Below are 22,719 nucleotides of genomic sequence, written 5' to 3'. Positions count from 1 at the left end.
AAAATAAAATATGAGAAAACTGGCCATCATAGTTTTACTGACTATTATCGGATGTACATCGACTGAAATGGTCGAAAATTATAAAAATCCAGATATCGTTATTTTCTATGCCTCAAAAGTGTTGTTGGTTGGGATGGCACAAAATGAGGGGGTCAGGGTTGATTTCGAGACCAACTTAAAAAAAGAGTTTGATGCGCGCAACGTTGAAGCTATGCGCAGTATCGATCTGTTCGATGTCGATTTCACAAATTATAGACGTACCGAAAAAGAATTGGACGACGTCGAACAATCATTGCTTGACAAAGATTTCGATGCCATTCTATTAACTAAGATCGTAGGCTCCGAAAGTCGGCAGTCATTCCGCAAGACTTTGGCCGAACTCAACAAGTACGGTGACGGTTTTAAAGAAGATTATCAACGCCACCAAGATATTTACTATGACGACGATTACTACGACAAACATACTGTTTACAATGCCGAAACATCATTATATTGTATTTGTGAAGGCAAAGAACGTTCATTGATATGGAGGGGAAGTATTGAAATCAACAATCCGAACAATGTCGAAAAAACGATAGAAGACTATGTACAACTCGTAGTCGCCGCCATGGAGGCACAAGATCTCGTTTTTTATAAATCTGAAGACGAAGGCTAATGGTGGGGATCGTGTTAGAAGGAATGTTCTGATGGTTCTCCCTCATAAAACAGGACTGAAAACCTTGGCCACTCCCTCCTTTAATCTATCAATCCACGGTCTTTTTTCGTGATCGCTTAGTGACAGAGAACGGCTCAACTTACAGTCCGATAAAAAATCGACTTTCATTTTCCGAGTAAATTCTTGCTCATACACTAGCGCATTGACTTCATAATTTTGCTCAAAACTTCTAATATCAATATTCGCTGTTCCTATCGAGGTGATCTCATCATCGGAAATCATGATTTTACTGTGCAAAAACCCTTCCGGGAACAAGTTAATTTTAACACCAGATCTCAACAAAGGTTCGAAGTAAGAACGAACGCTCCAACTTACCAATCGACTATCGCTTTTCTCAGCAATCAACAACCTGACATCGATGCCACTTAACGCTGCGGTCTCTAAGGCGGTAAGAATAGATTGCCCAGGAATGATATAGGGATTGGTTATATAAACATACGAATTCGCCGAGGTTATTATCGAGAAATATACCTGTTCTATAGCCGAAAAGTAACTGTCGGGACTACTGGAGACAATCTGTACCATAGAACTGCCGGCCTCATTGATTTCTTTTTCTTCCTTCACCAAGCTCCCTTGACCACTAACCGCCTTCCAATCTGCCAAAAATACCTGGTTCAAGTCGTAGACAGCAGCTCCTTTTATTCTTAAATGCATATCGTGCCACTCACCCAATACGAGATCTCCTTTCAAGTATTTATCCGAAATATTGATACCTCCGGTAAATGCAGTACGACCATCGACCACAATAACCTTTCTATGGTTCCTATAGTTTAACGATGTTAAAAACCGACCGAAGCGAAAAGGTAAAAATGGGTATACCTCTACCCCCATTGACTTCAGATTTTCTAGATACCCCCTACTCAAGGAAAAACTTCCGATACCGTCATATATCAAACGAATTTGAACTCCTTCACGAATCTTGCGCTCAAATAGCCGTAGCAACTTCTTGGCTAATTCGCCTTCCTCATAAATATAATATTGAAGATGAATATATTCTTGGGCCGTTTCCAAGGCTTCGAAAATGGAAGCAAAAGTTTGTCTTCCATCCTTCAAAAAAATAACATCGTTACCAATGGAAGCCCTAAAGCCACTGTTCTTATGGATAAGTCCGGCTATTTTTGAGACCCGGTCCGAGGCATTTAAATTAGGGGGGAGACCCTTTTCTGTATTCTGCTCGGAAGCAGGACTTAACCGAAGCTTTTTGGCCCTTCTATTTCTGCCGACCATTAGATATAGCAATATGCCACCCACCGGTATCGTAAATATAGCCAACAGCCATGCCAAGGTCTTCGAGGGCCTCACCCCGTTGACGAGAAGACCCATAACGATACCCGAAGCAATCGATAGGTATAAAATGACAAGAAATATATATAACATGGTCTAGCGCACATAAAAGATAAGCATTCATAAAATTAAATGAACTTGGCCAATCCAGAATGATTCATATCATAGCATGGAACTATTTTTTACCGACCAGTACATTCGTCACCAGTGCCGCCACAATCATCAAAATACCTAAAAGGCTCCAAATTGTATATAAATCACCAAACCAGAAAACTCCAATACACATAGTAAAAATCACTTCAATATATTTGAGGGGGGCGACCAAGTTTGTCCTTGCTATTTGAAAGGCCTTTGTCATGAACAATTGGCCAAAAAAACCAAAAAAACCCAGACTTGACAACAACCACCAATCAGCACCGCTTGGTGTATTCCAATGGGTAATGCTTAAAATACCACCCACCAAAGTTCCCAAAAACATAAAATAGTTGACCACAACTATGGGGCGGTCGCTGTTTCCGATTCTACGAATTATGACATATACCAGGCCAGTAAATACGGAGGCCGACAAAACCAAAAGAAGTCCTGTTGTATCTATAGTATCATCGACCCCCTTTAAAACGACCACGCCTGAAAAGGCGATAATAAAAAGAAGCCATTGCACTGCCTTGAGTTTTTCCTTCAAAAGCACGACTGCAAAAAAAGATGCAAAAATTGGAGCAATATAGCGCAACGACACCGACGTACCTACAGGTAAGTATTTCAGCGACATAAAAAATAGGGTCATCGACGTCAACCCGATAACAGCTCTCAAGAGCATCAACCTCCGTTTGTTACCCCATATGTTGATGCCCTTAGCCCATATATAACACGTACACAAAATGAAGCTTCCTAATGATCGAAAAAAAACAATTTCGAATGTAGGAAAATGATTCAGGTATTTGACGAACGCGTTCATCAAGGAGAAAGCGAACGTACTAATGATCATAAATAAAATTGCCTTTTTCAAATCATTAGGTCGGTTGGTATGATCTATCTATAGTATTGTAGGCAATTATCGGGTATAGTTCTAATTTAGAGGCGTACTTCTACAACTCCGGGAAGACACTCTTTGTGATATAGCTTATCTACAATAGCCGTTCTATGGTTTAAAATTACACGTTGATTGATAGAGCCTTTATCCGTAATTTCGCCTTTTTTTACCGACAGCTCAAATTCGGCAATTAACGCGCGCCTAATTTTTGTTGAGCTTCCGGTGCTCTTTTTTGCCAATAGATATAGTGTTTTTTCCAAGGCTTCTGACACAGGCTTGGCACGGATTATTGATTGCAAATCGATTTCCCCCTCATGTCCCAACAACTCCGCACAATTTTGAACATCTACAATAACGATAGCCCCTAAGAAGTCTTTATCATGACCGGTTATCACGACATCTTTGAACAGCCCTCCCCCAGCCTCTATAAATTGAGAACGAAGTACGCCTACACGTACCCAAGTACCCGAATTCAGCTTAAAATCCTCTGCCAAACGACCATCGAAAACGAGCCCTGCATTGGGGTTTTCATTATCGGCAAGTTTTAAGGCATCGGCGGTCTTGTAAAAACCTTCTTCATCAAAGGCGTCGCATGTTGCCCTTTTATTTTTCCAGTACCCGGGGGTAAGATTAGGCCCTTTACATCGGGCTTCATATTTATCACCGTCGGGGGCGAGTTTTATTTCGAGTGCAGGAACGGGCACCCCCAACATACCTGAACCACTTCCAAATCGGGTATTCAACAATGCTGTAGGGCTAGCTTCGGTCATTCCATACCCCGATGAAATCAAGATTTTCTTCCCGGTTGCTTGAATGGCCAAACACTCCAGGTCATTCCAAACATGTTGTGGCAGGCTGGCACCTCCATAGAAAAGCATTTTCAATCTAGAGAAAAACACGGCACGTAAGGCTTCATCTTCTTTTAAAAAAGGAATTAACTCCTCAAAACCTTTGGGTACATTAAAATAAACTGTAGGTGGAAATTCTTTTAAATTGGCGACCGTAACCAAAATTCCTTTAGAGGTAGGAGTTCCTTCATCAATATACAAGGTACCCCCATTAAAAAGCACCAAACCGAAATTATGATTTCCTCCAAAGGTATGGTTCCACGGCAACCAATCCATCAACTGTAGTCCACCTTCCATCATAAAGGGAAAAGTCTGGGTAATCTGCTGCCAGTTCGATGTGATATTCCCATGGGTATTGATGACTCCCTTTGGAATGTCCGTAGAGCCCGAAGTGAACAATATCTTAGCTATAGTATTTCTCCCAACTCGATCATAAGCATCATCTACCGCTTTCGTAATTTCGGTCTTTAGCACATCCTTAAAAACAACCGCCTTATTAAAACCTTCGTTCCCTACCGTTAGAATAGGTATTTCAGGAGCTACGTTTTGTACCGCATGATTATAAACACGAGCATCTTGAACAAAAATAAGACCAGGCTTCAAGAGTTGTATGCAATGCTTTAATTTAGCATAATCATTGGTTTTTAGTGAATAGGCCGGACTTATCGGTGCATGGGGAACCCCGACATGCAAAGCCGCCAAGGCCACTATGGCATGCTCGAGACTATTGTTTGAAAGAATCGCTAAGGGCCTATCTACCGAAAGGTTACAATTTATCAAGTACTGCGCCACTCTTTGTACCCTTTCCCAAACTTCCACGTAGTTCAATTTGACCCATTTACCGTCCTTTCCCCTTTGTGCTAAAAAAACAGTATCAGGGGTCTGTGCAGCCCAAAAAGCCAGTAGTTCGGTTATTTTGTAAGGATGCGGTTTTAAATCGACCTTTGATCTGAGGTACACGTTTCCCTGTTCGTCTACCCTCTTTTCAATGTCTATATCGATGGTCGGAATGATCAAAAAAGGCAACTCGGAATTTTTGCCCTTTTCTTCCGAATTGAATAAAGTCTTACTCATGTACTTGGTTTACCAAAAAACAAATCACCTGCCTCTCCATTAATTCTAGGGGCATTCATCCTCATACTTTTTTTGCCAACAGTTGCAAATGTACCTCAAAAAATCAGTATTTTATCCGCCACACTTTAGCCACACCTATAATTCTAAAAGAAATGAAGGAATGGCGTAACTTAGGTACGTCAAGAATGGAGCCTCTCGACATGCCACCAAACATAAAAAACACCTTGACTTCAATAAATTCTTACACTATGGGCATGCGCCACTATTAGGGAACTATCGCCTCTAAAAATCGAATTATGTCAAAGATAACGTATCTCATCATCACCTTATTCTGTGTTCAATTGACCTTTGGACAATCCTTGCCCCCCGAAGACTTTAAAAATCCCCCAAATGCTGCTAAACCCCGCGTTTGGTGGCATTGGATGAATGGGAACATCACCAAGGAGGGCATAAAAAAAGATTTGGACTGGATGGAGAAAACAGGTATCGGCGGATTTCAAAACTTTGACGCCAATTTGCTTACCCCGGTGGTCGTTCCCAATAAATTAGTGTTTATGACCCCGGAATGGAAAGAATCTTTCAAGTTTACAACCGAACTGGCCATTGAAAAAGGTCTTGAAATGGCAATAGCCGGATCACCCGGATGGAGTGTAACCGGTGGCCCTTGGGTCCAACCAAAAGATGGTATGAAAAAATACGTTTGGTCCGAGAGTAATGTAGAAGGGGGTAAAAGGTATCGAGGTACATTACCTAGCCCGGCCCATACTACCGGGGCGTTTCAGAATGTAGCGGCAGAAGGAGACGGTCTTTCCCAAGTCTCAGAAAAAGGTTTACCGGAATTTTATGCCGATGTGGCCGTAATGGCCTTTAAACTACCGAAAAAACCGGTATCAATACTTGAATTGCGCCCCAAAGTCAAGTCTTCAAAGGGGCAATTTTCGATTGAGCAATTGACCGATACTGATTTGAATACGACCACCTACTTACCTCCATCGAGAGTCGGGGAGGATATGTGGATCCAATATGAATTCGATACTCCACAAACATTTCGTGCTTATGCCATTACGGGTGCCTACCATTCTCAATTGGAGCAATTTAGAGGGAGTCCCAATAACAGAGCCCTTTTGGTCAGTAATGATGGTATCAACTTCCGAAAAATAGCGGATATTCCAGGAACTTTGGTGCCTCAGACAACCGGAACAATACCTCCGACTACAGCCAAATTCTGGAGATTTACCATTGAGACCCTGCCTCCTGCAGCGAACGGGATCGCCGCCCTATTCGGTGCTCCACCACCTGCCGATCCGGACGGTATAAATGTGGCCGAGTATCAATTATATGCCGATGACCGGATTCATCTTTTTGAGCAAAAGGCAGGATTTGCCGCTTGGCAGGAAAATGGAATACCTCCAAAGAAAATAAATCCAGAAGCCATACCCTTGAATGAGGTTATCGACCTTACCGATAAGTTAGAATCCGATGGTACGCTAGAATGGGAGGTACCTGAAGGCCATTGGAAAATTATTAGGCTCGGCTATAGCCTGACTGGAAGGCAAAACCATCCTGCTTCCCCAGAGGCCACTGGGCTTGAAGTCGATAAAGTGGACGAAAATGCGGTACGAACTTATATAAATACCTACCTCGACATGTATGAAGATGCCACTGGTGGAAAAATGGGTAAAGAAGGTTTAGGGTATCTCATTCTGGACAGTTATGAGGCCGGTCATATGAACTGGACAATCGATATGCCCGAAGAATTCTTGAAACGGCGTCATTACGATTTAAAGCCATGGATACCGGTACTGGCAGGTTATATAGTCAAAGACAATGAATCCTCGGAAAAGTTCCTCTGGGACTTTCGAAAGACGATTGGAGAAATGATTGTCGAAAACCATTACGATGTTATCGGTGATGAACTCCATAAACGTAATATGGGACGTTATACCGAATCACATGAGAGCGGACGAATTTATCTGGCAGACGGTATGGATGTCAAACGCCATGCGGACATCCCCATGTCGGCCATGTGGACTCCCGGAAGTCTGGCTGGAGGCACTGATGAAGAGGTTCGTAGTAAAGCCGATATCAGGGAGTCGGCATCCGTAGCAAATATCTATGGTAAACCCTTCGTAGCGGCTGAATCCATGACCTCTATCGGGAAAGCTTTTCAAGAACATCCTGAAAGATTGAAACGCACGGCGGATATGGAACTTGCTTCAGGCCTTAACCGTTTTGTAATACACACTTCGGTACACCAACCTCTCGAAACCCCACCGGGCTTTTCTTTGGGTCCCTTCGGTCAATACTTCACCCGCCATGAAACTTGGTCTGGCGCAGGAGCCCAAGCGTGGATTTCCTATTTGGCCCGTAGTTCCCACCTTTTGCAACAAGGTCGAAACGTAGCCGATGTCTTATATTACTATGGTGAAAACACCAATATTACCCTGATCTGTCAACAAAGTCTTCCCGATATTCCGGAAGGACATGAATTTGATTTCGTGAACGCTACCATCCTCAAACAGGATATCGAGGCGAAAAATGGACAGTTACTTGCCCCGAGTGGCAACTTGTATAAAGTGTTGATGCTCGATGAATCCGCAAAAGAAATGACACTAGGGGTACTCAAAAAAATAAAGGTACTTCAGGATAGTGGAGTTCCGGTAGTAGGAGCAAAACCAACAAAGTCGCCCAGTCTTGAAGATGATATGAAGGAATATAACCGGTTGGCCGATGAAGTAGGGGCTAACATGACAACCTTACATAAACTTCAGCTTACCCCCGATGTCAAGGTTATCAACACCGACCATACTATACTGTTCAAACATCGCAAGATTAACTATGAAAACAATGGATCCGCTATCGACATCTATTGGTTGAACAATAGACATGAAGACCCAACAACAGCCGTCATCGATTTTAATATTTCTGGTAAAATTCCAATGCTGTGGAATCCCGAGACAGGAAAAATCAATAAAGTTGGTTATGAAATCAAAAATGGTAGAACACAGATACCCATAACTTTTAAGTCTTGGGACGCACTCTTTATAATCTTCGACCAGGAAGCGGAACAAAATTTCGTATCGATCAAGGCACCTTCAAGGCAATCGGAGGAGATAATTTCTGGGCCGTGGACACTGAACATTGATTCTAATCAAATGGAAATCGATAGTTTGACTTCATGGACGGAGTACGACGACATCAAGTACTTCAGCGGCACCGGCGCATATGTAAAGACCTTTACACAGAAAAAGAAAATTAAAAAAGATGAAACTTACGTCTTACAATTTGAGGACTTGAAAAATATCGCTGAAGTCTTTTTAAACGATAGCTTCGTGGGTACCATTTGGAAAAAACCATATGAGATCGAGGTGACGGAAGCACTCAAAAAAGGAAAAAATGAACTAAAAATAAAGGTGACCAATACGTGGGTAAATAGACTTGTCGGGGATGCCCGAGCGGACGAAAATCAGAAAAATACCTTTACGACAATGCCCTTTTATAAAAGTACTAGTCCTTTACTCTCCTCAGGTCTTCTGGGAAAAGTAAAGTTAGTTCACTTCAAATAGAGGATCTCATACTATTTGATACCATATTAGAGCAATAATAATTACTATTTCACCCACTATATGTAGCCCGTCTGTATGTGCTACCCATCAATGGTTTGGTTTTTAGACCTTCAGCGAAGCAAGGGTTGGTAAAGAATTAGGGCATTCGATGAATCTTACCCTTTAAAATTTAAAATTAATTTCAATCCTCAGTAAAACAGCGCAATACGTGTATGATATTTTATTGTAACTTACCCGTATAAATGAGGCGGTTCTTTTTTTTTGAAAGAATCGGATTTGGGCATGTAAAAAGCATATCATGATGAAAAATTCTGCTTCCCCCATACATTTATAGATGCCCCAACAAATTTTAATTCATATTTCAAGACGAACGACGTCTCGTTAATACATTTTTATAGTTCTATTGTCTAAGCCATGAAAACCATAAGGATTTTTATCGCGTCTTCTTCCGAATTGAAAGAAGATCGAGATCAGTTTAGAATGTTTATTAGCCAAGAGAACGATCGGCTGCACACCAAAGGTTTTTACCTTGAATTGGTACAATGGGAAAATTTTTTGGATGCCATCTCCGATACGAGACTGCAGGATGAATACAATAATGCGATCCGAGGCTGTGATATCGTACTTTGTCTTTTTTTTACAAAAGTGGGGAAATATTCTGCGGAAGAATTCGACACGGCGTACCAGGTTTTTAAAGATCAAGGAAAACCTAAAATTTGGACCTATTTCAAAAATGCGGAAATAACTACGGGCTCCATTACCGATGAGATAAACACGTTACTGGCCTTCAAGAAAAAAATCGGAGAACTCGGTCATTTCTACACCGAATATACCAATATTGATAACTTGATCAACAAGTATCGAACCCAATTGGACAAGTATTTTCAACAGTTGGAGAAATCCGATATAGAGGTAGATCAAAAAAAACCAAATGACAATCCACAAAAACCTATTGATGTACCCGTCGAGAAGACCTTCAATGAAATTTTGACGGAAAAACTTATTTTGGCAATTAAGCCCTATAACCAAAAAGCCGATGATTTTTTGACCAATAATATGGATTGGCAGGATAACCCATCGCTGGTACAAACGGCAAAACGTCTGATCATCAGTGGCTATGTAGGCGTTTTAGGCATTCAACTAAGAAAGGTTATTTCGATTGGCGAAGAGGATTTCTCTCAAAGTAAAATGAATCGATACCTTGAAAATTGTAACCTTACGGCAAAAAGAGCTTTACAACTCATTTCATTCGGCTTAATTTCCACTTTGTGGGATTATCGATCGGAGAATAAGGTTTCCGTCGCCCAGACCCAGACTTCGCCCTTGATGAAGTTTTTCAAAAATGCCGCGGAGGAGAGCAATCAGGACTACGCGAATTTAATCGGTAACCTAATTGACATCTATAAGGCCAACACCTTGTCTTTCAAGATGCCCGAAGTAGCCCACCTTGATACCCACATGACCAACGGAGGCGACTTCTATAACGCGATCATCCATCTTGATTCCATAACGGAATCCATCCACAATGCATCATTCGATATAGAAACTTGCCATAAGGCCGAGCGTGATCTTACCTGCGTTTTAGAACACCTTAGCTTTCTGAGCGCCTATAAAATGATATCGATTAAAGACATCGATTATAACCAACAACGAAATGATAGCGAAGGACAGTATCTCCATAATTATACATATTTAGCGGGAGATAATATTTTCAGCGCGAACACGCAAGGTAATATCAGACAGGAGACTACGCCTGTTGTATCGTATGCCGTGCTCCTGTTCAAAGATAACTATCGGCAAAATATAAACATGGACCCCTTTATAATCGACTATAACGGCCTGGCCCTTACTGGCGGGTCGAAAATTTGCTTTTACTCGTATTGCAACACCTACGGTAATCTAGATCTAAACTATAGTTTTATTGAAGACAATACCAAAGTGGTCCTTAAGAAATCTGAAAACATCAAACCGAACGAATCGGATACACAAGCTATGAACCGTTGGTTAGCAGATCCGGAAAATAGAAAAGATATGAATTTTGACAAGGTTTATGATCTGTTTCAAGAGGCGAAAAAAGTATTAACAGGTATTGAGCAATCTCCAGTAGAGGACATATTTTGAAATCTAATACGACTAAAGAAAGGATGGAATGAAAAAATACCCCTTTAAATTTCTTGATTCCTACCACCGAGAAGACAAGGGTATCTTTTTTGGGAGGGACGAAGAGATCGATGCACTGTATAATATGCTCTTTCAATCTTCGGTCGTATTCGTATACGGGGCCTCAGGTACCGGAAAAACAAGTCTGATCAACTGTGGTTTAGCCTGTAGATTCGAACCTCACGATTGGCTTCCTTTGATGGTACGTCGGGGTAGCGACATTAATAATTCGCTCGAGCATGTCCTAAACTCGGCAGGGGGGCCATTTGACACCGATATCGAAAAGAAGGATCTTGACAAAGATGCCGATGGCCTGGGCTCGTCAACAGGCGGTAAACCAAATCCCTTTGAAAAGATCATAAGGTCAGTTTATGAAAAAACGTTCCGACCGATTTACCTTATTTTTGACCAGTTTGAAGAACTTTTCATTCTGGGAAATCTACATGAACAAAACCGTTTTATTGAAACGGTCAAAGCTATTTTAGCCTCTGAACAACCTGTAAAATTGCTTTTCTCCATTCGTGAGGAGTACTTGGGGCATCTCTACGAATTTGAAAAAAAAGTACCCCAACTGCTCCAAAAAAAGTTACGCATTGAGCCCATGAACCTCGAAAAGGTGAAACAGGTTATCATTGGAGTATCGGAATATGAAGATTCCAATGTGCGGGTAAAGGAAGGAGAAGCAGAACAGGTGGCCGAAGGAATCTTCGAAAAGATTAAAGGCAAGGGCAAATCCTTGTCGATACAATTGCCATTTCTACAGGTCTTTCTCGATAAATATTACCTCAACCTAACTAAGGATAGAAGTCGAAAGGAAGAGGCCATCTTCTCGGTTCGATCTTTGAAGGAAATGGGAGAAATAGGAGACATTCTTGTCGACTTTCTCGAAGAGCAGGTCATCGATGTGGCACGAGAACTTAAAGATACATATCCCGAAATTTCGCCACAGTTAACTTGGAAAATCCTGTCGCCCTTTTCTACATTGGATGGAACCAAAGAGCCCATGGGTATATCGGAACTTTGTGAACGACTTCCAGATATTGAGGACGCCTTGATCCAAGATATCGTGAATGCTATGGTTAACAGACGTATGCTTCGTTACAATGAAGCGACGGAAACCTTTGAGCTATCTCACGATACTTTGGCAAAACCCATTGCCGAACGCCGGAGCGCTGAAGAAACATCGCTGTTGGAAGTACGTCGGCTGATTCAAAATCAGGTGGCGGTCAACGAAAATGCCCGCGAATACTTTACGGAGAAACAACTGCTGTTCGTCGAACCGTATTTAGACAGGTTAAAACCAAGCGAAGAAGAGGAGGATTGGATGACCAAGAGCGCCCAATTTGTGCAAGAACAAAAAGATCTGGCGGCGAGGCGAAAATTGGATGAGTTTATAAAAAAAAGGAAGGCAAGGCAGCGATGGTTACAACGGATCGGCCTTGTGGTAATTGCTGCGCTAATACTATCTATTTTTTTGGCTATAAAATATAGAAATCAGGAAATTAAGGCAGAGCAAGCCAAGGTTCGCTTTGAAAAAGCCAAAAACTACGCGAATGAATTGCTCCAGCTCGTAATGAAAGATCGAGGACGAAAGTACGAAACCGAGAATGATTCGGCGCTTCGCGAAACGCTACATGTCGAACGTACTGCACCTATTGAAAACTTGGTTACCCCAATGGCCGCTGTTACCAATTTCAGTATCAACGATGATCAATACCGTAACTTTGTACTTTGGATAGATGTCCCATCCTTTAGAAAAAATGAAATCGAGGAGGTTCAATATATTTTCTGCAAAGGTTTTGTCAATCCGGTTAGAATCTCGAAAGAACCTGCCACTTCGTTTGCCATTGGCTACCTAGGCTGGGGATATTGCCCTACCATGAATATCGATATTATTCTTAAAAAAGGAGATACCTTGCATCGAAACTATTCATTTACTGAATACTTCAAGAATAATCCATGAGTATGGGTTACGTAGATATCGACTAGTAGAGACTACTCTTCAATTATTCCCAATAAGCCGGCATTTTGTAAATGATTCTTAGCTGTCCAAGCACTGTTGAGGTCGAGCATGGGCACCTGACCGATATCGTTTTGATGAAAATGGTAGACCAAGACCGAAAGGTCTTTACTAGAAAGGGTTTTGTTTTTTAAATCATCTGGGAGTGTGGCATAGCTATTTCGCAACAATTCATCGGTACGACTTGCCGATAACGTTTCATCACTTAGGGTAACCCCTTTGGTGGCAACCACGAAAACGAACATTCTAAATTCGGATGCTATCTCAAAGAAAATCGATTTAAAGATTTCATAGTAGGAAAACTGACCATCACCACCCAACATCTTGACAAAACGCCTTTCTTTTGCCGTAGGCGACCCATCTTTATTGAACTTTTCCAAACCGGTACTTAGGGCAAAACCGTCTAGGTCGTACCAATAGCGCAGTTGATTATCATACCCTTTTGCACTCAAATGGGTTCTTAAAAAATCGTCGACCTGGCCCAGTCGGGGCATTTGCGGCTTAAAATTGGTAATCGACATAAAGGCCGAGGATAAAGGAGCCGGATCGGGAAAAAAGTATGGTTCGTCATTTGTCATGTCATTCATCATATAAGCTAGCTCGGTATTGCTCTGTCCCTGATCAAAGTTCTTTTCGGGAGGAAACTTTTTTTGCAGTGCTTCGTACAATTGTTTTCGCACTACGGGCGTAAGCTCCCTTTTAATAAAAGCGTCCTTCGCGTATTTAAGTTTGTTTACAAATTTTTCATAGGAAGCATATAAAATCTCCGTATCTAATCCTCCGGTAGGTGCAGTATATTTTTCAGTGGTCAGATACCTTAATTGAAGGTATTCTGCAATTAATTGCAGTTTTTGATCCAGTGGATATTCATTCGAAATAGAAAGGATCGATCTTCCATAATCGCCATATTCTTTTAGGTCGGGTCGATTATTGAGAATGGACATCTCCAACGGGAAATTATAAAGTTTCGCATATTCGAGAAGCGCCTCAAAATCATACTCACCAGTTTTATTGGCCCTTTGGTAAACTCTTTTGAAATCGGGGTAGATATCTTCATTAAAGTAGGCCGTATAGGTATATTTCAAATTTTCGATATTTGACTTCACTCGGCGCACGGCTTCATTATCGAACTTAATGAGATTGTAAAATGAACTACTAGACCCTTCGCCCAAATTGTATTGATTGATTTTAGCTAGGTTGAAATGCCCGATAGCTTCTTCCAAAGTGTTCTTCCAAGCGATAAGCACCTTCCTCCCTACTTCCGTTTTATTTCGATACAACAGTTGTGCCCCGTTAAAATGAAGCAGGGAAATTGTAAAGTGATACAATGTGGAATTTTCCTTGATAAATTTCTTATCGACGATCGACCTCAATTCTGCAGACTCAAAAGGGAGAATTTTAGAAATACGACCCGTTTCCAAGCTGTCAAAATACATTTCCGTTAGCGATAAGTTCATGTAGGCCTGGGCCAAGGTAAGCGAATCACCTGGAGACCTTCTAACATCGTTCTGCCCCATCCCCAAAACTGATATAAATGAAAGGACCGACGCAATCACCAGTGTTCTAAAATTTATCATTAACATGCAATGTATTTTTGATGGCACCTCAAAAAAGTACTTTTTCTTACTTGATTTCTAACGAAAGAAGAATCACATGCAATTTTGAGATAATGTGAAATAACTTAGGGGAGCTTAACCCTATGAAGATACAATTTAATCCAAGTATGTTCAGCGAAAAACTAAATATCTTAACTATAGCAGCGCCCTGTAACACTTTGATGGAATTTTTAGGATATGTGGGAAAGATGCGGGTTAGAGCCATTAGGTCTTCTTAATGGCACGTTTAGAGAATCCAAAAGCACTACCGTATTGCGTCTTATAATTGACAATATTTTCAAATAGTTGGTCTCCATTGAATGCCTTATTAAAGTTGTAACCTGATATTCTTCGGACAATTTTACAGACATTTCGGACAGAAAATCAATCGATTAGTCCATGTTTTCTTGCCAAACCCTTTCATTTAGTATTTCTTTATTCTACACTTTTTGACTTTGCCGCCATTCCCTTGAATTAATACTGAAATTCATCGACAAAAGATTGAAGTTTATCACCTCCCCCTTTTTTGGACTTTAGAGTAACAACCAAGCGTATAATTTAAATCCACAATCATGAGAACAGTAAGTATTACAGTAATGGCCATTTTATTTTTGGGTCTACATTTTATCAAAGCTCAAAATATCATCACCCATGAGTACCGAAGGGTGGCCCCGGCGGATATGGAAGAATACATCAAACGAGAAACCACCTATTGGAAAGTATTTGCGGAAAACGAAGTCAAAAAAGGCAATCTTACATTTTGGGGTATTTTTCAGCGTATCGATGGAATGAATCTGGATACCGAACCTAACATTCTTATTGTCAATGCTTTTAACAACATAGATAAAGGTGTCGAATGGGCCGGTATAACAGATTTATTTCCAAATGTCTCCATGGACAAAATGAATACCTGGGGCATGAGTACCACTGTTGATCGAATATTTATTGATAATTCGACAAACCATATTCGTAAGCCGAATACCGACGGCGAAGATTATCAATATGTGCGATTTATTTATCACAGTGTAAATGACCTATCGAAACATTTGAGCTTCGAGGCCGAAAAATGGATGCCTTTAGTCGAAAGGGCTTGGGTCGAAGGGAAAACGACAATGACCGGGTGGGGCAATGGGACTATTATTCTACCTCAATCCGAAGATTTTAGCTATAACAGCTATTCCTACGATATTTTCCCCAGTTTACAGGCTGCACTTTCACCAGCATTCAGTGAAGACCTAAGTATACCCAATGGGTTTTGGGACCCTTTACAAGGCAATTATAATGCTACAAGAAATTCACATCTTTATCGGGTCATTTCCGCTGTTCAGGCACCTCCGCAATAAAACTAACAATTACGGTAAGTCCCCTACTTAAACCTCCGTGGTGGAAGTTTTAGTAGGGGATATATTCTTTGTTAATGGTTGCTTAAAAATTTAAAGTAGTTGGCCAAATGAGAAGCTATGTGCATCCTTGCAATTGGATATCCTCTGGTGTAGTTTGATCCATTGTCCTATTATAGCTATTTTTTCAGACAGTGGTGGTTTTAGCATAAAATTCAATCCTCTTATAGGTCAATAAAAATTGCTGGCCGCAAAGGTTTCCATCGCTCCCAAAACCGCTCTTTCGCCGCAAATGTCACATTCATACTTTGTTTCTTCTGCAACGTTCACTACAATATTTTACGGTTTCCCAATTCTTTTCCCATTTCTTTCGCCAAGAATAAGGCCGTTTACAAACTAAACATACTTTAGTGGGTAAATGTTGCTTTTTCATTTCTTAGAATCAGGTAACCTATTCTCGCTCCTATCAATATTTTTAGATTATTTTAATTCGCACAATTTGCTCCGAAGATACCCGCGCCCTAACCTTTCTAAGGCATTTTGCCTATGTTGGTCTTAGACTCAAACTGGTCTTACAGATTATGGGATGTCTGTCCAAGCCCATATATAACCTTAGCGTTTGCTTATTTTATTTCCAGAGATGGCTTTTTGTCGTGAGCATTTGAATCGTGAAATTTCAGGATTTCGCTTTTTTAAATGTTTTTGGCTCACCCCACTATTAACCCTTTTTCGCCAAAGGTTGAAGCTTGTTCTTTTTAGATGTCGGCGCATGAGTTTTATGACGTCCTTTTCCGTCAAGCCAAACTGAAATTGTATGGCCTCAAAAGGTGTACGGTCTTCCCAAGCCATTTCTATAATACGGTCGAGTTCTCTTTCTGTGAATAAGCTATCTTGTGTCAATGTTATCTATTTTTTTTCCAAATTTGATCGACGCTAAGGTAATAGCTTCGTATCGGTTCGAAATCGCATTGGTTGAGTGCTATGATCGATAAAAACGACTCCCCTTTTCTCTTTTGTATTGGTAGTAGGCTTGGCCAACAATTGGTTCAAAAGAAAAATTCGCGTTAAAAATGAGTTGACTGTATTCAAACTCGTCAAGCATTTTTTCATAGGCTTCTTTCAGTTCCTGATATGTGGCCTTTAGTTTGTGGTTTGCCTTAATAATACTTCTATTTTCTTAATAAGTCGCTCCTCAGTATCCATTATTTCACCCTTTTTCTTGCTGGCAGAAATTCATTAGAACTAAAATAAGCCGTGTGTAAGCTCTTAAAACTTTAGCACTAGGTCATTAATTTGCTCCAGGCATTTTAACAGACTCACTCAACACAACCTATTGCTAAAATCTTAATAATGTTCAATAATTAATAAAAATAATTAAACAAAAAAAGACGGTCAAACTTTAGACCCTCATTGTGATTTTTTTAGGAGTTATGCCACTCAAAGCGGAATGGAAAAAATGTTGCGATCGGGCTGATCGGATTCTGAAATACCTTAGCAAAAAAAAGCAAATAGGCCTAGGTCGGCGAGTATCGCATGACCATATGGAACCAATCTTTAGGGTCAAACACGACCATATTAACCTTCCAAAATAGCTAACCTATTCAGTATAATTTTAGCCCAACCCATAAGCTTTTTCAGGTTTGCTTCAGACATTTGAATATAATGAAAGCAGGGCCAACCAATGGAACAACAGGTCATAGGACAGAGCTTTTCCGATAATTTTTCCTTTATGAGGCACAAAGTTCATAATTATCAGGACGACCTTTAAACTTCGATTTTGAATTGATATTTTTAAAATGACCAGGATGATTTCTCGGATATCGATGTAATTCAAATGATACTATCGGAAAGTAATCGGACCTGACCAATCCATACGTCATGTAATTTCATATTGGAAAGGAACTGGATCAACTTTTCGATTTGGTTGTAGCGCGCAAAGGTCGCCTCTGAAAATCACATGGTGCTATCTGCCGGCGATATGATAAAAATCATTTTACAGGGACTACCATTAATTTACCTTTGCCGAGAAACGTATAAGATACTATAACTTAAAATCTAATATGATGAAAGACAATAGTGGAAGTATATTGTTGGCCCTTTTAACAGGAGCCACTATAGGAGCCGGTATAGGGCTTCTTTATGCCCCTCACAAGGGTGCTGATACGAGGCATAAAATAAAAAAAATGGTCGATGATACGGGCCACGATCTTGCTGAGCGTATCTCACATGCCAAAGATGAGCTCACTAAATCGACAAAAGAAAAAAAGGACGACTTCGATCGAAAATTGGACGAAGCTATTTCCCATATGAGCTATAAAGCCGATGATATCATCGAAAATCTTGAACGCAAATTAGAAGATTTGAAAAAAAAGAATGCCCAACTACAAAAATGAGTTGAGCTGCATAAGGCCTTTTTTAAATCCATGATAATCTTTAAGCTCTCAGGTGATATGCCTTGGGCTGTACAAAAGCCCGAATTCCTTGAGAAGACAAGGTGGACCCCAACCCTGAATTTTTTCGTCCCGACCATGGTAAATTAGGGCTTACCCTATCACAGCAGTTCCAATACACGGTTCCAGTATTCATCTCTCTCAGTATGTCTATGGCCCGTTTCTCATTGGATGAAAAAACGGCGGCCGTAAGTCCATATTCGGTATCTTGCATAAGGGCCACAGCTTCTTCATCGGAGGTCACTTTTTGAATTCCTATGATGGGCCCGAAAGATTCGTCACGCATCACCTTCATGCTATGATTACAATCGATCAGCACGGTGGGTTGGTAATAATATCCCTTTCGTTCCGGTACACTTCCCCCAATTTTTACCGTAGCGCCTTTTTGTATCGCATCGGTCAGTTGTTCGTTCAAAACCGATATTTGTTGTCCACGGGTCAAGGGCCCCACAAAAGTCTCAGTGTGGGTAGGGTCGCCCATTTTATAGGAAGCCACTTCCTCCACAAAAGCAGCTACAAAAGTGTCGTAAATACTATCGGAAACATAGATACGCTCTACAGCACAACAGCTTTGGCCATTATTATAGAAGGCACCCTCTGCTGCATTGATTGCGGCCTGTTTGACATCGGGCACATCGTCGGTAACATATAATGGGTCTTTACCGCCCATTTCCAATTGCAAGGGAACCAATTTATGGGATACGGCTTTTGCAATGCGTTGGCCCGTAGCATAAGAGCCCGTAAAGAAATAACCATCAAGATCTTCCTCCAATACCATTTGTCCCACCTGCCCATCTCCAATGACACATTGAAAAACATCGGCAGGAACCCCGGCCTTGTGTAGGTATTTTTCGAACTGCTTTCCAGTGAGGGCGGCATATTCCGAGGGCTTATATAATACGGCGTTCCCAGCAACCAAAGCATACAAAAACACGTTATAACCTACATTGTATGGAAAATTCCATGCAGATATGTTAGCAATAACACCGAGGGGTTCATACACTATTTTCTCATAGGTCATACCAGAGTCGACCAACACCTCTTCTGCAAGCCAACGTTCTGCGTACTGCACCAAGTGGTCGACCCTATTTTGGGCTCCTTTGATTTCATTGAGCGATTGCTGTATGGGTTTTCCAGTCTCGCTTGTTAAAATAGCAGCTAATTCGTCGCTGTTTTGCCGGATAAGTTCTCCGAACCGAACAATGCTGGACAAACGCTCTTTGAGGGTGCGTTTCGACCATTCTTTCTGTCCGTTTCTCAACATGTTTAATTTAGCAGATACTTCTTCCTGCGTATCCATGACCAATTCTGCTAAAATTTCTTCCGTTGCCGGATTCTTTATTATCATTTTCTTCATTTTCTTAGGGATTATTTAATATGTTGAAGAAAGGCTTCATACAAGATATCGGAATCGATTATTTCATCCTTTATGGTATGCGAAAACTCCGGATGCCATTGCACCCCCATAATCTTGCCTGGCGGTTCTTTAGTATACCCAAAAGCTTCAATCAGCCCATCATGTGATAGGGCATAAACCTCTAAATCATTTCCTAAATCTTTAATGGCCTGATGGTGTACCGTATTTACAAATAGCTTCTTCTCCTCCCTATAAAGGGTTTCAAAAAAGGTTCCCTTCGTAAATTCCACAGGATGTTTCAACGTATCGTATCGCTCAGCGCAACGGTGGTTATCTACCTCAGGTTTTTGGGTAATAGTATCTTGATAAAGTGTTCCCCCAAAATAGGCGTTCATTAACTGAAAGCCCCTACATATGCCCAAGACCGGCTTTGAATTTTTAACGGCATAATCTAGGATCTTTAGCTCAAATCTATCTCTAGGAGCATCTCCCTTCCATTTTCCGATGGGTTTTTCGCCGTAAGTTTCAGGAGCCAAATCAGAACCTCCCTGCATGACAAAACCATCCATCTCCGAAAGAATGTCGTTCAGGTACTCATCTGCCACATCGGGAATCAATACTGGTAATATTCCTTTCCGGGTGACATAGTTGGCCATATCGTTTTCCAAGTAACTCAATGATTTATGGCCAAAAACACTCCTCCCCTTATCGGGGTACATAAAACAGGGAGAAATACCTATTTTTTTCATCATCGTTTGATTACAAAGCTTCAGTATACAATTTTTTAAAATCTTCCTTGCTGACAGGTTTGGGGTTATTGGGATGACAAAAATCGGCCTCCGCCAATACCGAGAGCTCCTCAAGGTGCTTCTCTTTTACCCCTATCTCGGATAGCTTAGTCGGCAGTCCCAAATTACGGTTCAAGTCCGTAAGATAATCTACTAACTGATTTCCGGCCCCATTGCCCAAGCCCATGGCGAAAGCCATACGATCGAAGCGATCTTCAAAACCTTCATAGTTGAACTTCATACCATGGGGTAGATTTATGGCATTGGCCAATCCATGGTGGGTATCCAACAAACTGGATAATGGATGTGCTAAACTATGGACTATCCCAAGTCCTTTTTGAAAGGCCACAGCTCCCATTAAAGAGGCCAAAAGCATTTTTGCCCGGGATTCTAAATCGGGGTCATGGGTCGCTTTTTCCAAAGATTGGGCAATAAGCCCCATTCCCTCAAGGGCAATACCATCACACATCGGATGAAAACCCTTGGCAAGATAGGCTTCTAAATTATGGGTCAGGGCATCCATACCTGTGGCAGCGGTAATAAATGGAGGCAATTCCATGGTTAACTGAGGATCGGCAAAAACAATCTTTGCCATGAGCTTGGGACTAAAAAGTATTCTTTTCCTTTTAGACAATTCTTCGGAGATGATCGAACTTCTACCTACCTCACTGCCCGTACCTGCTGTAGTAGGTACTGTAATAAAATAAGGAACTTCACCTGTCACATATTTATCGCCTCCTATGAGATCGTCGTAGTCAAAAAGATCTCGAGTATGGTTCACTCTAAGAACAATAGCACGGGCCACGTCCATGGCCACCCCTCCACCGATTCCAATAACGGAATCCCTTTTGGTACGGTGATACATATCACCGCCATTAAGCACATCTGATTTGACCGGGTTTTTATGCATGTCCTTAAACACCTCGGTGCTCATTCCGTTTTCTTCCAGATCTTTTTTAATGTCAATGAAAAAATCAAGTTCCGCCACATTGGCATCGGTCACCAAAAGCGGATTTTTAAGGTTATTAGCCTTTAAATAATCACTTAGTTCCTTAATCGCACCGGCCCCGAACCGAATAGGGGTCGGGAAGTTAAATCCATAAATTTTATGTACGTCTATCATGATATGTCTTAGATAATTTCAAAATATCTTTTTATTTCCCAATCGGTAACTGCAGCCGAAAACTGTCGCCATTCCCATTCCCTCGTTCGTGTAAAATGATCGACGAAAACTTCACCAAAAAGTTCTTTGGCCAGGTCTGAGGTTTTCATTTTTTGAGACGCTTCCCACAAATTGGCAGGAAGTACACCATTGCTTAAATTTTCATATCCGTTGCCCTTGGTGGGTGCAACATCCAATTTTAATTTATTTTTTATGCCATATAGACCACTTGCCAAACAGGCAGCCATGGCCAAATAAGGGTTCACATCAGACCCTACCACCCGGTGTTCTATTCGTGTTGATTTTTCAGATGCAGACAATACCCTAAGGGCGCAGGTTCTGTTGTCATGGCCCCAGGTAAGTGTCGTCGGTGCCCATGCACCCTCGACCAAGCGCTTGTAGCTGTTAATGGTTGGAGCGAACATAGGTAATATCTCGGGAAGACAGTGCAGTTGCCCGGCTGTGTAGCTCTGCATCATATCGCTCATGTTTCCTTCTGAAGAGTCGTCAAAAAATAGGTTCTTTTTCTTTTCCAGATCCCAAAGGCTTTGATGAATATGACCTCCATTACCTGGAAGCTGGTTGGTTTGTTTGGCCATAAAACTGGCAATTATACCATGTTTGTAACCTATCTCTTTTACGGCCGTCTTAAACAACGCGGCACGATCGGCGGATTCCAATATATCACTATACATAATTGCCGCTTCGGTGACACCAGGGCCCGTCTCGGTATGGAGCCCTTCCAAAGGAACCCCGAAGGCTTCCAATTGATCAAACAGATCGTGAAAGAATTCACTGTTCTCGGACATTCTCAAAACGGAATACCCGAACATTCCCGGGGTCAGGGCTTCCAACCCTTGAAAATTTTTGTCTTCCAATGATTGCAAGGTCTCCCTGAAGTTGAACCATTCAAATTCTTGGGAAAACATCGGAGCATATCCCAAGCTTTCCGCTTCCTTTATAACCTTCGTTAGTAGGCTTCTTGGACAAAGCGGTAGATCTACCGCAGAATCACTATTGAAATCTGCAAGCAGAAAAGGTATTCCTTCTTCCCATGGAATCGTTCGAAATGTATCTAAATCCAATCGAGCGTCAAAATCCCCGTAACCTGTGTGCCAGCCCACTTCTTTGGAGTTGTCGTAGGCCTGGTCTCCCATGTCCCAACCAAATATCACGGAACAAAATCCGAATCCGTTTTCCAAGGCCGAAATAAGCTTGTTACGGTGCATGAATTTGCCCCTTAATACGCCATCGATATCTACAACGCCAACTTTGACCTTGGTATGCTTTCCCTCTTTAAGTTTTTTTATGATCTCTTGCTTGTCCATAT

The 22,719-nt window shown here is 41.3% G+C and carries 16 protein-coding genes; 6 read left to right on the top strand and 10 right to left on the bottom strand.

What is annotated here, in order from left to right:
- Window positions 1-10 precede the first annotated feature (10 nt).
- A complete protein-coding gene (locus F2B13_RS00775; RefSeq protein ID WP_149276999.1) occupies window positions 11-655 on the top strand; it encodes a hypothetical protein in 645 nt (214 codons plus the stop codon).
- Between the two features lie 42 nt (window positions 656-697).
- On the opposite strand, the gene cls is transcribed toward F2B13_RS00775, so the two are convergent.
- The 3 genes from cls to F2B13_RS00760 all read right to left on the bottom strand — a co-directional run bounded on the left by cls (window position 698) and on the right by F2B13_RS00760 (window position 4,951).
- Entirely contained in the window at window positions 698-2,092 is a 1,395-nt protein-coding gene (gene cls, locus F2B13_RS00770) for a cardiolipin synthase (protein ID WP_149302737.1), read from the bottom strand.
- Window positions 2,093-2,174: 82 nt separating this feature from the next.
- Window positions 2,175-3,005 (bottom strand): DMT family transporter, encoded by an 831-nt coding sequence (locus F2B13_RS00765; RefSeq protein ID WP_262713966.1) that lies wholly within the window; start codon window positions 3,003-3,005, stop codon window positions 2,175-2,177.
- Between the two features lie 65 nt (window positions 3,006-3,070).
- Window positions 3,071-4,951 carry a feruloyl-CoA synthase gene (locus F2B13_RS00760; RefSeq protein ID WP_149302731.1) on the bottom strand — a complete coding sequence of 627 codons (1,881 nt, stop codon included), beginning with the start codon at window positions 4,949-4,951 and terminating at the stop codon, window positions 3,071-3,073.
- A 296-nt stretch (window positions 4,952-5,247) separates the two neighbouring features.
- Between F2B13_RS00760 and F2B13_RS00755 the strand changes: the two genes are divergently transcribed.
- The 3 genes from F2B13_RS00755 to F2B13_RS00745 all read left to right on the top strand — a co-directional run bounded on the left by F2B13_RS00755 (window position 5,248) and on the right by F2B13_RS00745 (window position 12,640).
- Window positions 5,248-8,517 carry a glycosyl hydrolase gene (locus tag F2B13_RS00755; protein ID WP_149302728.1) on the top strand — a complete coding sequence of 1,090 codons (3,270 nt, stop codon included), beginning with the start codon at window positions 5,248-5,250 and terminating at the stop codon, window positions 8,515-8,517.
- A gap of 414 nt (window positions 8,518-8,931) precedes the next feature.
- Window positions 8,932-10,638: a DUF4062 domain-containing protein gene (locus F2B13_RS00750; RefSeq protein ID WP_149302725.1), complete on the top strand. Its 1,707-nt coding sequence runs from the start codon at window positions 8,932-8,934 to the stop codon at window positions 10,636-10,638.
- Window positions 10,639-10,666: 28 nt separating this feature from the next.
- On the top strand, window positions 10,667-12,640 hold the full coding sequence (locus F2B13_RS00745) for an ATP-binding protein (RefSeq protein ID WP_149302723.1): 1,974 nt from the start codon (window positions 10,667-10,669) through the stop codon (window positions 12,638-12,640).
- Between the two features lie 32 nt (window positions 12,641-12,672).
- Here the strand turns inward: F2B13_RS00745 and F2B13_RS00740 are convergent, their stop codons facing one another.
- The gene (locus F2B13_RS00740; RefSeq protein WP_149302720.1) at window positions 12,673-14,280 is read right to left on the bottom strand and encodes a hypothetical protein; all 1,608 of its coding nucleotides are present in this window, start codon (window positions 14,278-14,280) and stop codon (window positions 12,673-12,675) included.
- A 584-nt stretch (window positions 14,281-14,864) separates the two neighbouring features.
- Here F2B13_RS00740 and F2B13_RS00735 point away from each other — a divergent pair.
- Window positions 14,865-15,635, top strand: coding sequence for a hypothetical protein (locus tag F2B13_RS00735; protein WP_149276991.1), 771 nt, complete (start codon window positions 14,865-14,867; stop codon window positions 15,633-15,635).
- A gap of 298 nt (window positions 15,636-15,933) precedes the next feature.
- On the opposite strand, the gene F2B13_RS00730 is transcribed toward F2B13_RS00735, so the two are convergent.
- Together F2B13_RS00730 and F2B13_RS00725 are read right to left on the bottom strand one after the other, a co-directional pair.
- The gene (locus tag F2B13_RS00730) at window positions 15,934-16,065 is read right to left on the bottom strand and encodes a DUF2256 domain-containing protein (RefSeq protein ID WP_149276990.1); all 132 of its coding nucleotides are present in this window, start codon (window positions 16,063-16,065) and stop codon (window positions 15,934-15,936) included.
- A gap of 179 nt (window positions 16,066-16,244) precedes the next feature.
- Window positions 16,245-16,532 carry a TIGR03643 family protein gene (locus F2B13_RS00725; protein ID WP_394348952.1) on the bottom strand — a complete coding sequence of 96 codons (288 nt, stop codon included), beginning with the start codon at window positions 16,530-16,532 and terminating at the stop codon, window positions 16,245-16,247.
- Window positions 16,533-17,695: 1,163 nt separating this feature from the next.
- On the opposite strand from F2B13_RS00725, the gene F2B13_RS00720 reads away from it, so the two are divergent.
- Window positions 17,696-18,025: a YtxH domain-containing protein gene (locus tag F2B13_RS00720; protein WP_149277156.1), complete on the top strand. Its 330-nt coding sequence runs from the start codon at window positions 17,696-17,698 to the stop codon at window positions 18,023-18,025.
- 40 nt (window positions 18,026-18,065) lie between these two features.
- Here the strand turns inward: F2B13_RS00720 and F2B13_RS00715 are convergent, their stop codons facing one another.
- From F2B13_RS00715 to F2B13_RS00700, 4 genes are read right to left on the bottom strand one after another with little or no spacing between them, the layout of a single operon-like run.
- Window positions 18,066-19,439, bottom strand: a complete 1,374-nt coding sequence (locus F2B13_RS00715; RefSeq protein WP_198439876.1) for an aldehyde dehydrogenase family protein — start codon at window positions 19,437-19,439, stop codon at window positions 18,066-18,068.
- An 11-nt stretch (window positions 19,440-19,450) separates the two neighbouring features.
- Window positions 19,451-20,191 carry a gamma-glutamyl-gamma-aminobutyrate hydrolase family protein gene (locus tag F2B13_RS00710; RefSeq protein WP_198439875.1) on the bottom strand — a complete coding sequence of 247 codons (741 nt, stop codon included), beginning with the start codon at window positions 20,189-20,191 and terminating at the stop codon, window positions 19,451-19,453.
- A gap of 7 nt (window positions 20,192-20,198) precedes the next feature.
- Entirely contained in the window at window positions 20,199-21,350 is a 1,152-nt protein-coding gene (locus F2B13_RS00705) for an iron-containing alcohol dehydrogenase (protein ID WP_198439874.1), read from the bottom strand.
- Window positions 21,351-21,358: 8 nt separating this feature from the next.
- Window positions 21,359-22,717: a glutamine synthetase family protein gene (locus tag F2B13_RS00700; RefSeq protein ID WP_149276988.1), complete on the bottom strand. Its 1,359-nt coding sequence runs from the start codon at window positions 22,715-22,717 to the stop codon at window positions 21,359-21,361.
- Window positions 22,718-22,719: the final 2 nt, after the last annotated feature.

The organism is Pareuzebyella sediminis (genome assembly GCF_008367235.1).
Lineage (GTDB): Bacteria > Bacteroidota > Bacteroidia > Flavobacteriales > Flavobacteriaceae > Pareuzebyella > Pareuzebyella sediminis.
Note: the sequence above shows the minus strand (reverse complement) of the source record. Positions and strands in the feature narration are given on the sequence as shown.

Bases quoted from the DNA above. Each gene is read 5' to 3' on its own strand.
- F2B13_RS00775 (WP_149276999.1), top strand. From the start codon at position 11: ATGAGAAAACTGGCCATCATAGTTTTACTGACTATTATCGGATGTACA.
- cls (WP_149302737.1), bottom strand. From the start codon at position 2,092: ATGTTATATATATTTCTTGTCATTTTATACCTATCGATTGCTTCGGGT.
- F2B13_RS00760 (WP_149302731.1), bottom strand. From the start codon at position 4,951: ATGAGTAAGACTTTATTCAATTCGGAAGAAAAGGGCAAAAATTCCGAG.
- F2B13_RS00755 (WP_149302728.1), top strand. From the start codon at position 5,248: ATGTCAAAGATAACGTATCTCATCATCACCTTATTCTGTGTTCAATTG.
- F2B13_RS00750 (WP_149302725.1), top strand. From the start codon at position 8,932: ATGAAAACCATAAGGATTTTTATCGCGTCTTCTTCCGAATTGAAAGAA.
- F2B13_RS00745 (WP_149302723.1), top strand. From the start codon at position 10,667: ATGAAAAAATACCCCTTTAAATTTCTTGATTCCTACCACCGAGAAGAC.
- F2B13_RS00740 (WP_149302720.1), bottom strand. From the start codon at position 14,280: ATGTTAATGATAAATTTTAGAACACTGGTGATTGCGTCGGTCCTTTCA.
- F2B13_RS00735 (WP_149276991.1), top strand. From the start codon at position 14,865: ATGAGAACAGTAAGTATTACAGTAATGGCCATTTTATTTTTGGGTCTA.
- F2B13_RS00730 (WP_149276990.1), bottom strand. From the start codon at position 16,065: ATGAAAAAGCAACATTTACCCACTAAAGTATGTTTAGTTTGTAAACGG.
- F2B13_RS00720 (WP_149277156.1), top strand. From the start codon at position 17,696: ATGAAAGACAATAGTGGAAGTATATTGTTGGCCCTTTTAACAGGAGCC.
- F2B13_RS00715 (WP_198439876.1), bottom strand. From the start codon at position 19,439: ATGAAGAAAATGATAATAAAGAATCCGGCAACGGAAGAAATTTTAGCA.
- F2B13_RS00710 (WP_198439875.1), bottom strand. From the start codon at position 20,191: ATGATGAAAAAAATAGGTATTTCTCCCTGTTTTATGTACCCCGATAAG.
- F2B13_RS00705 (WP_198439874.1), bottom strand. From the start codon at position 21,350: ATGATAGACGTACATAAAATTTATGGATTTAACTTCCCGACCCCTATT.
- F2B13_RS00700 (WP_149276988.1), bottom strand. From the start codon at position 22,717: ATGGACAAGCAAGAGATCATAAAAAAACTTAAAGAGGGAAAGCATACC.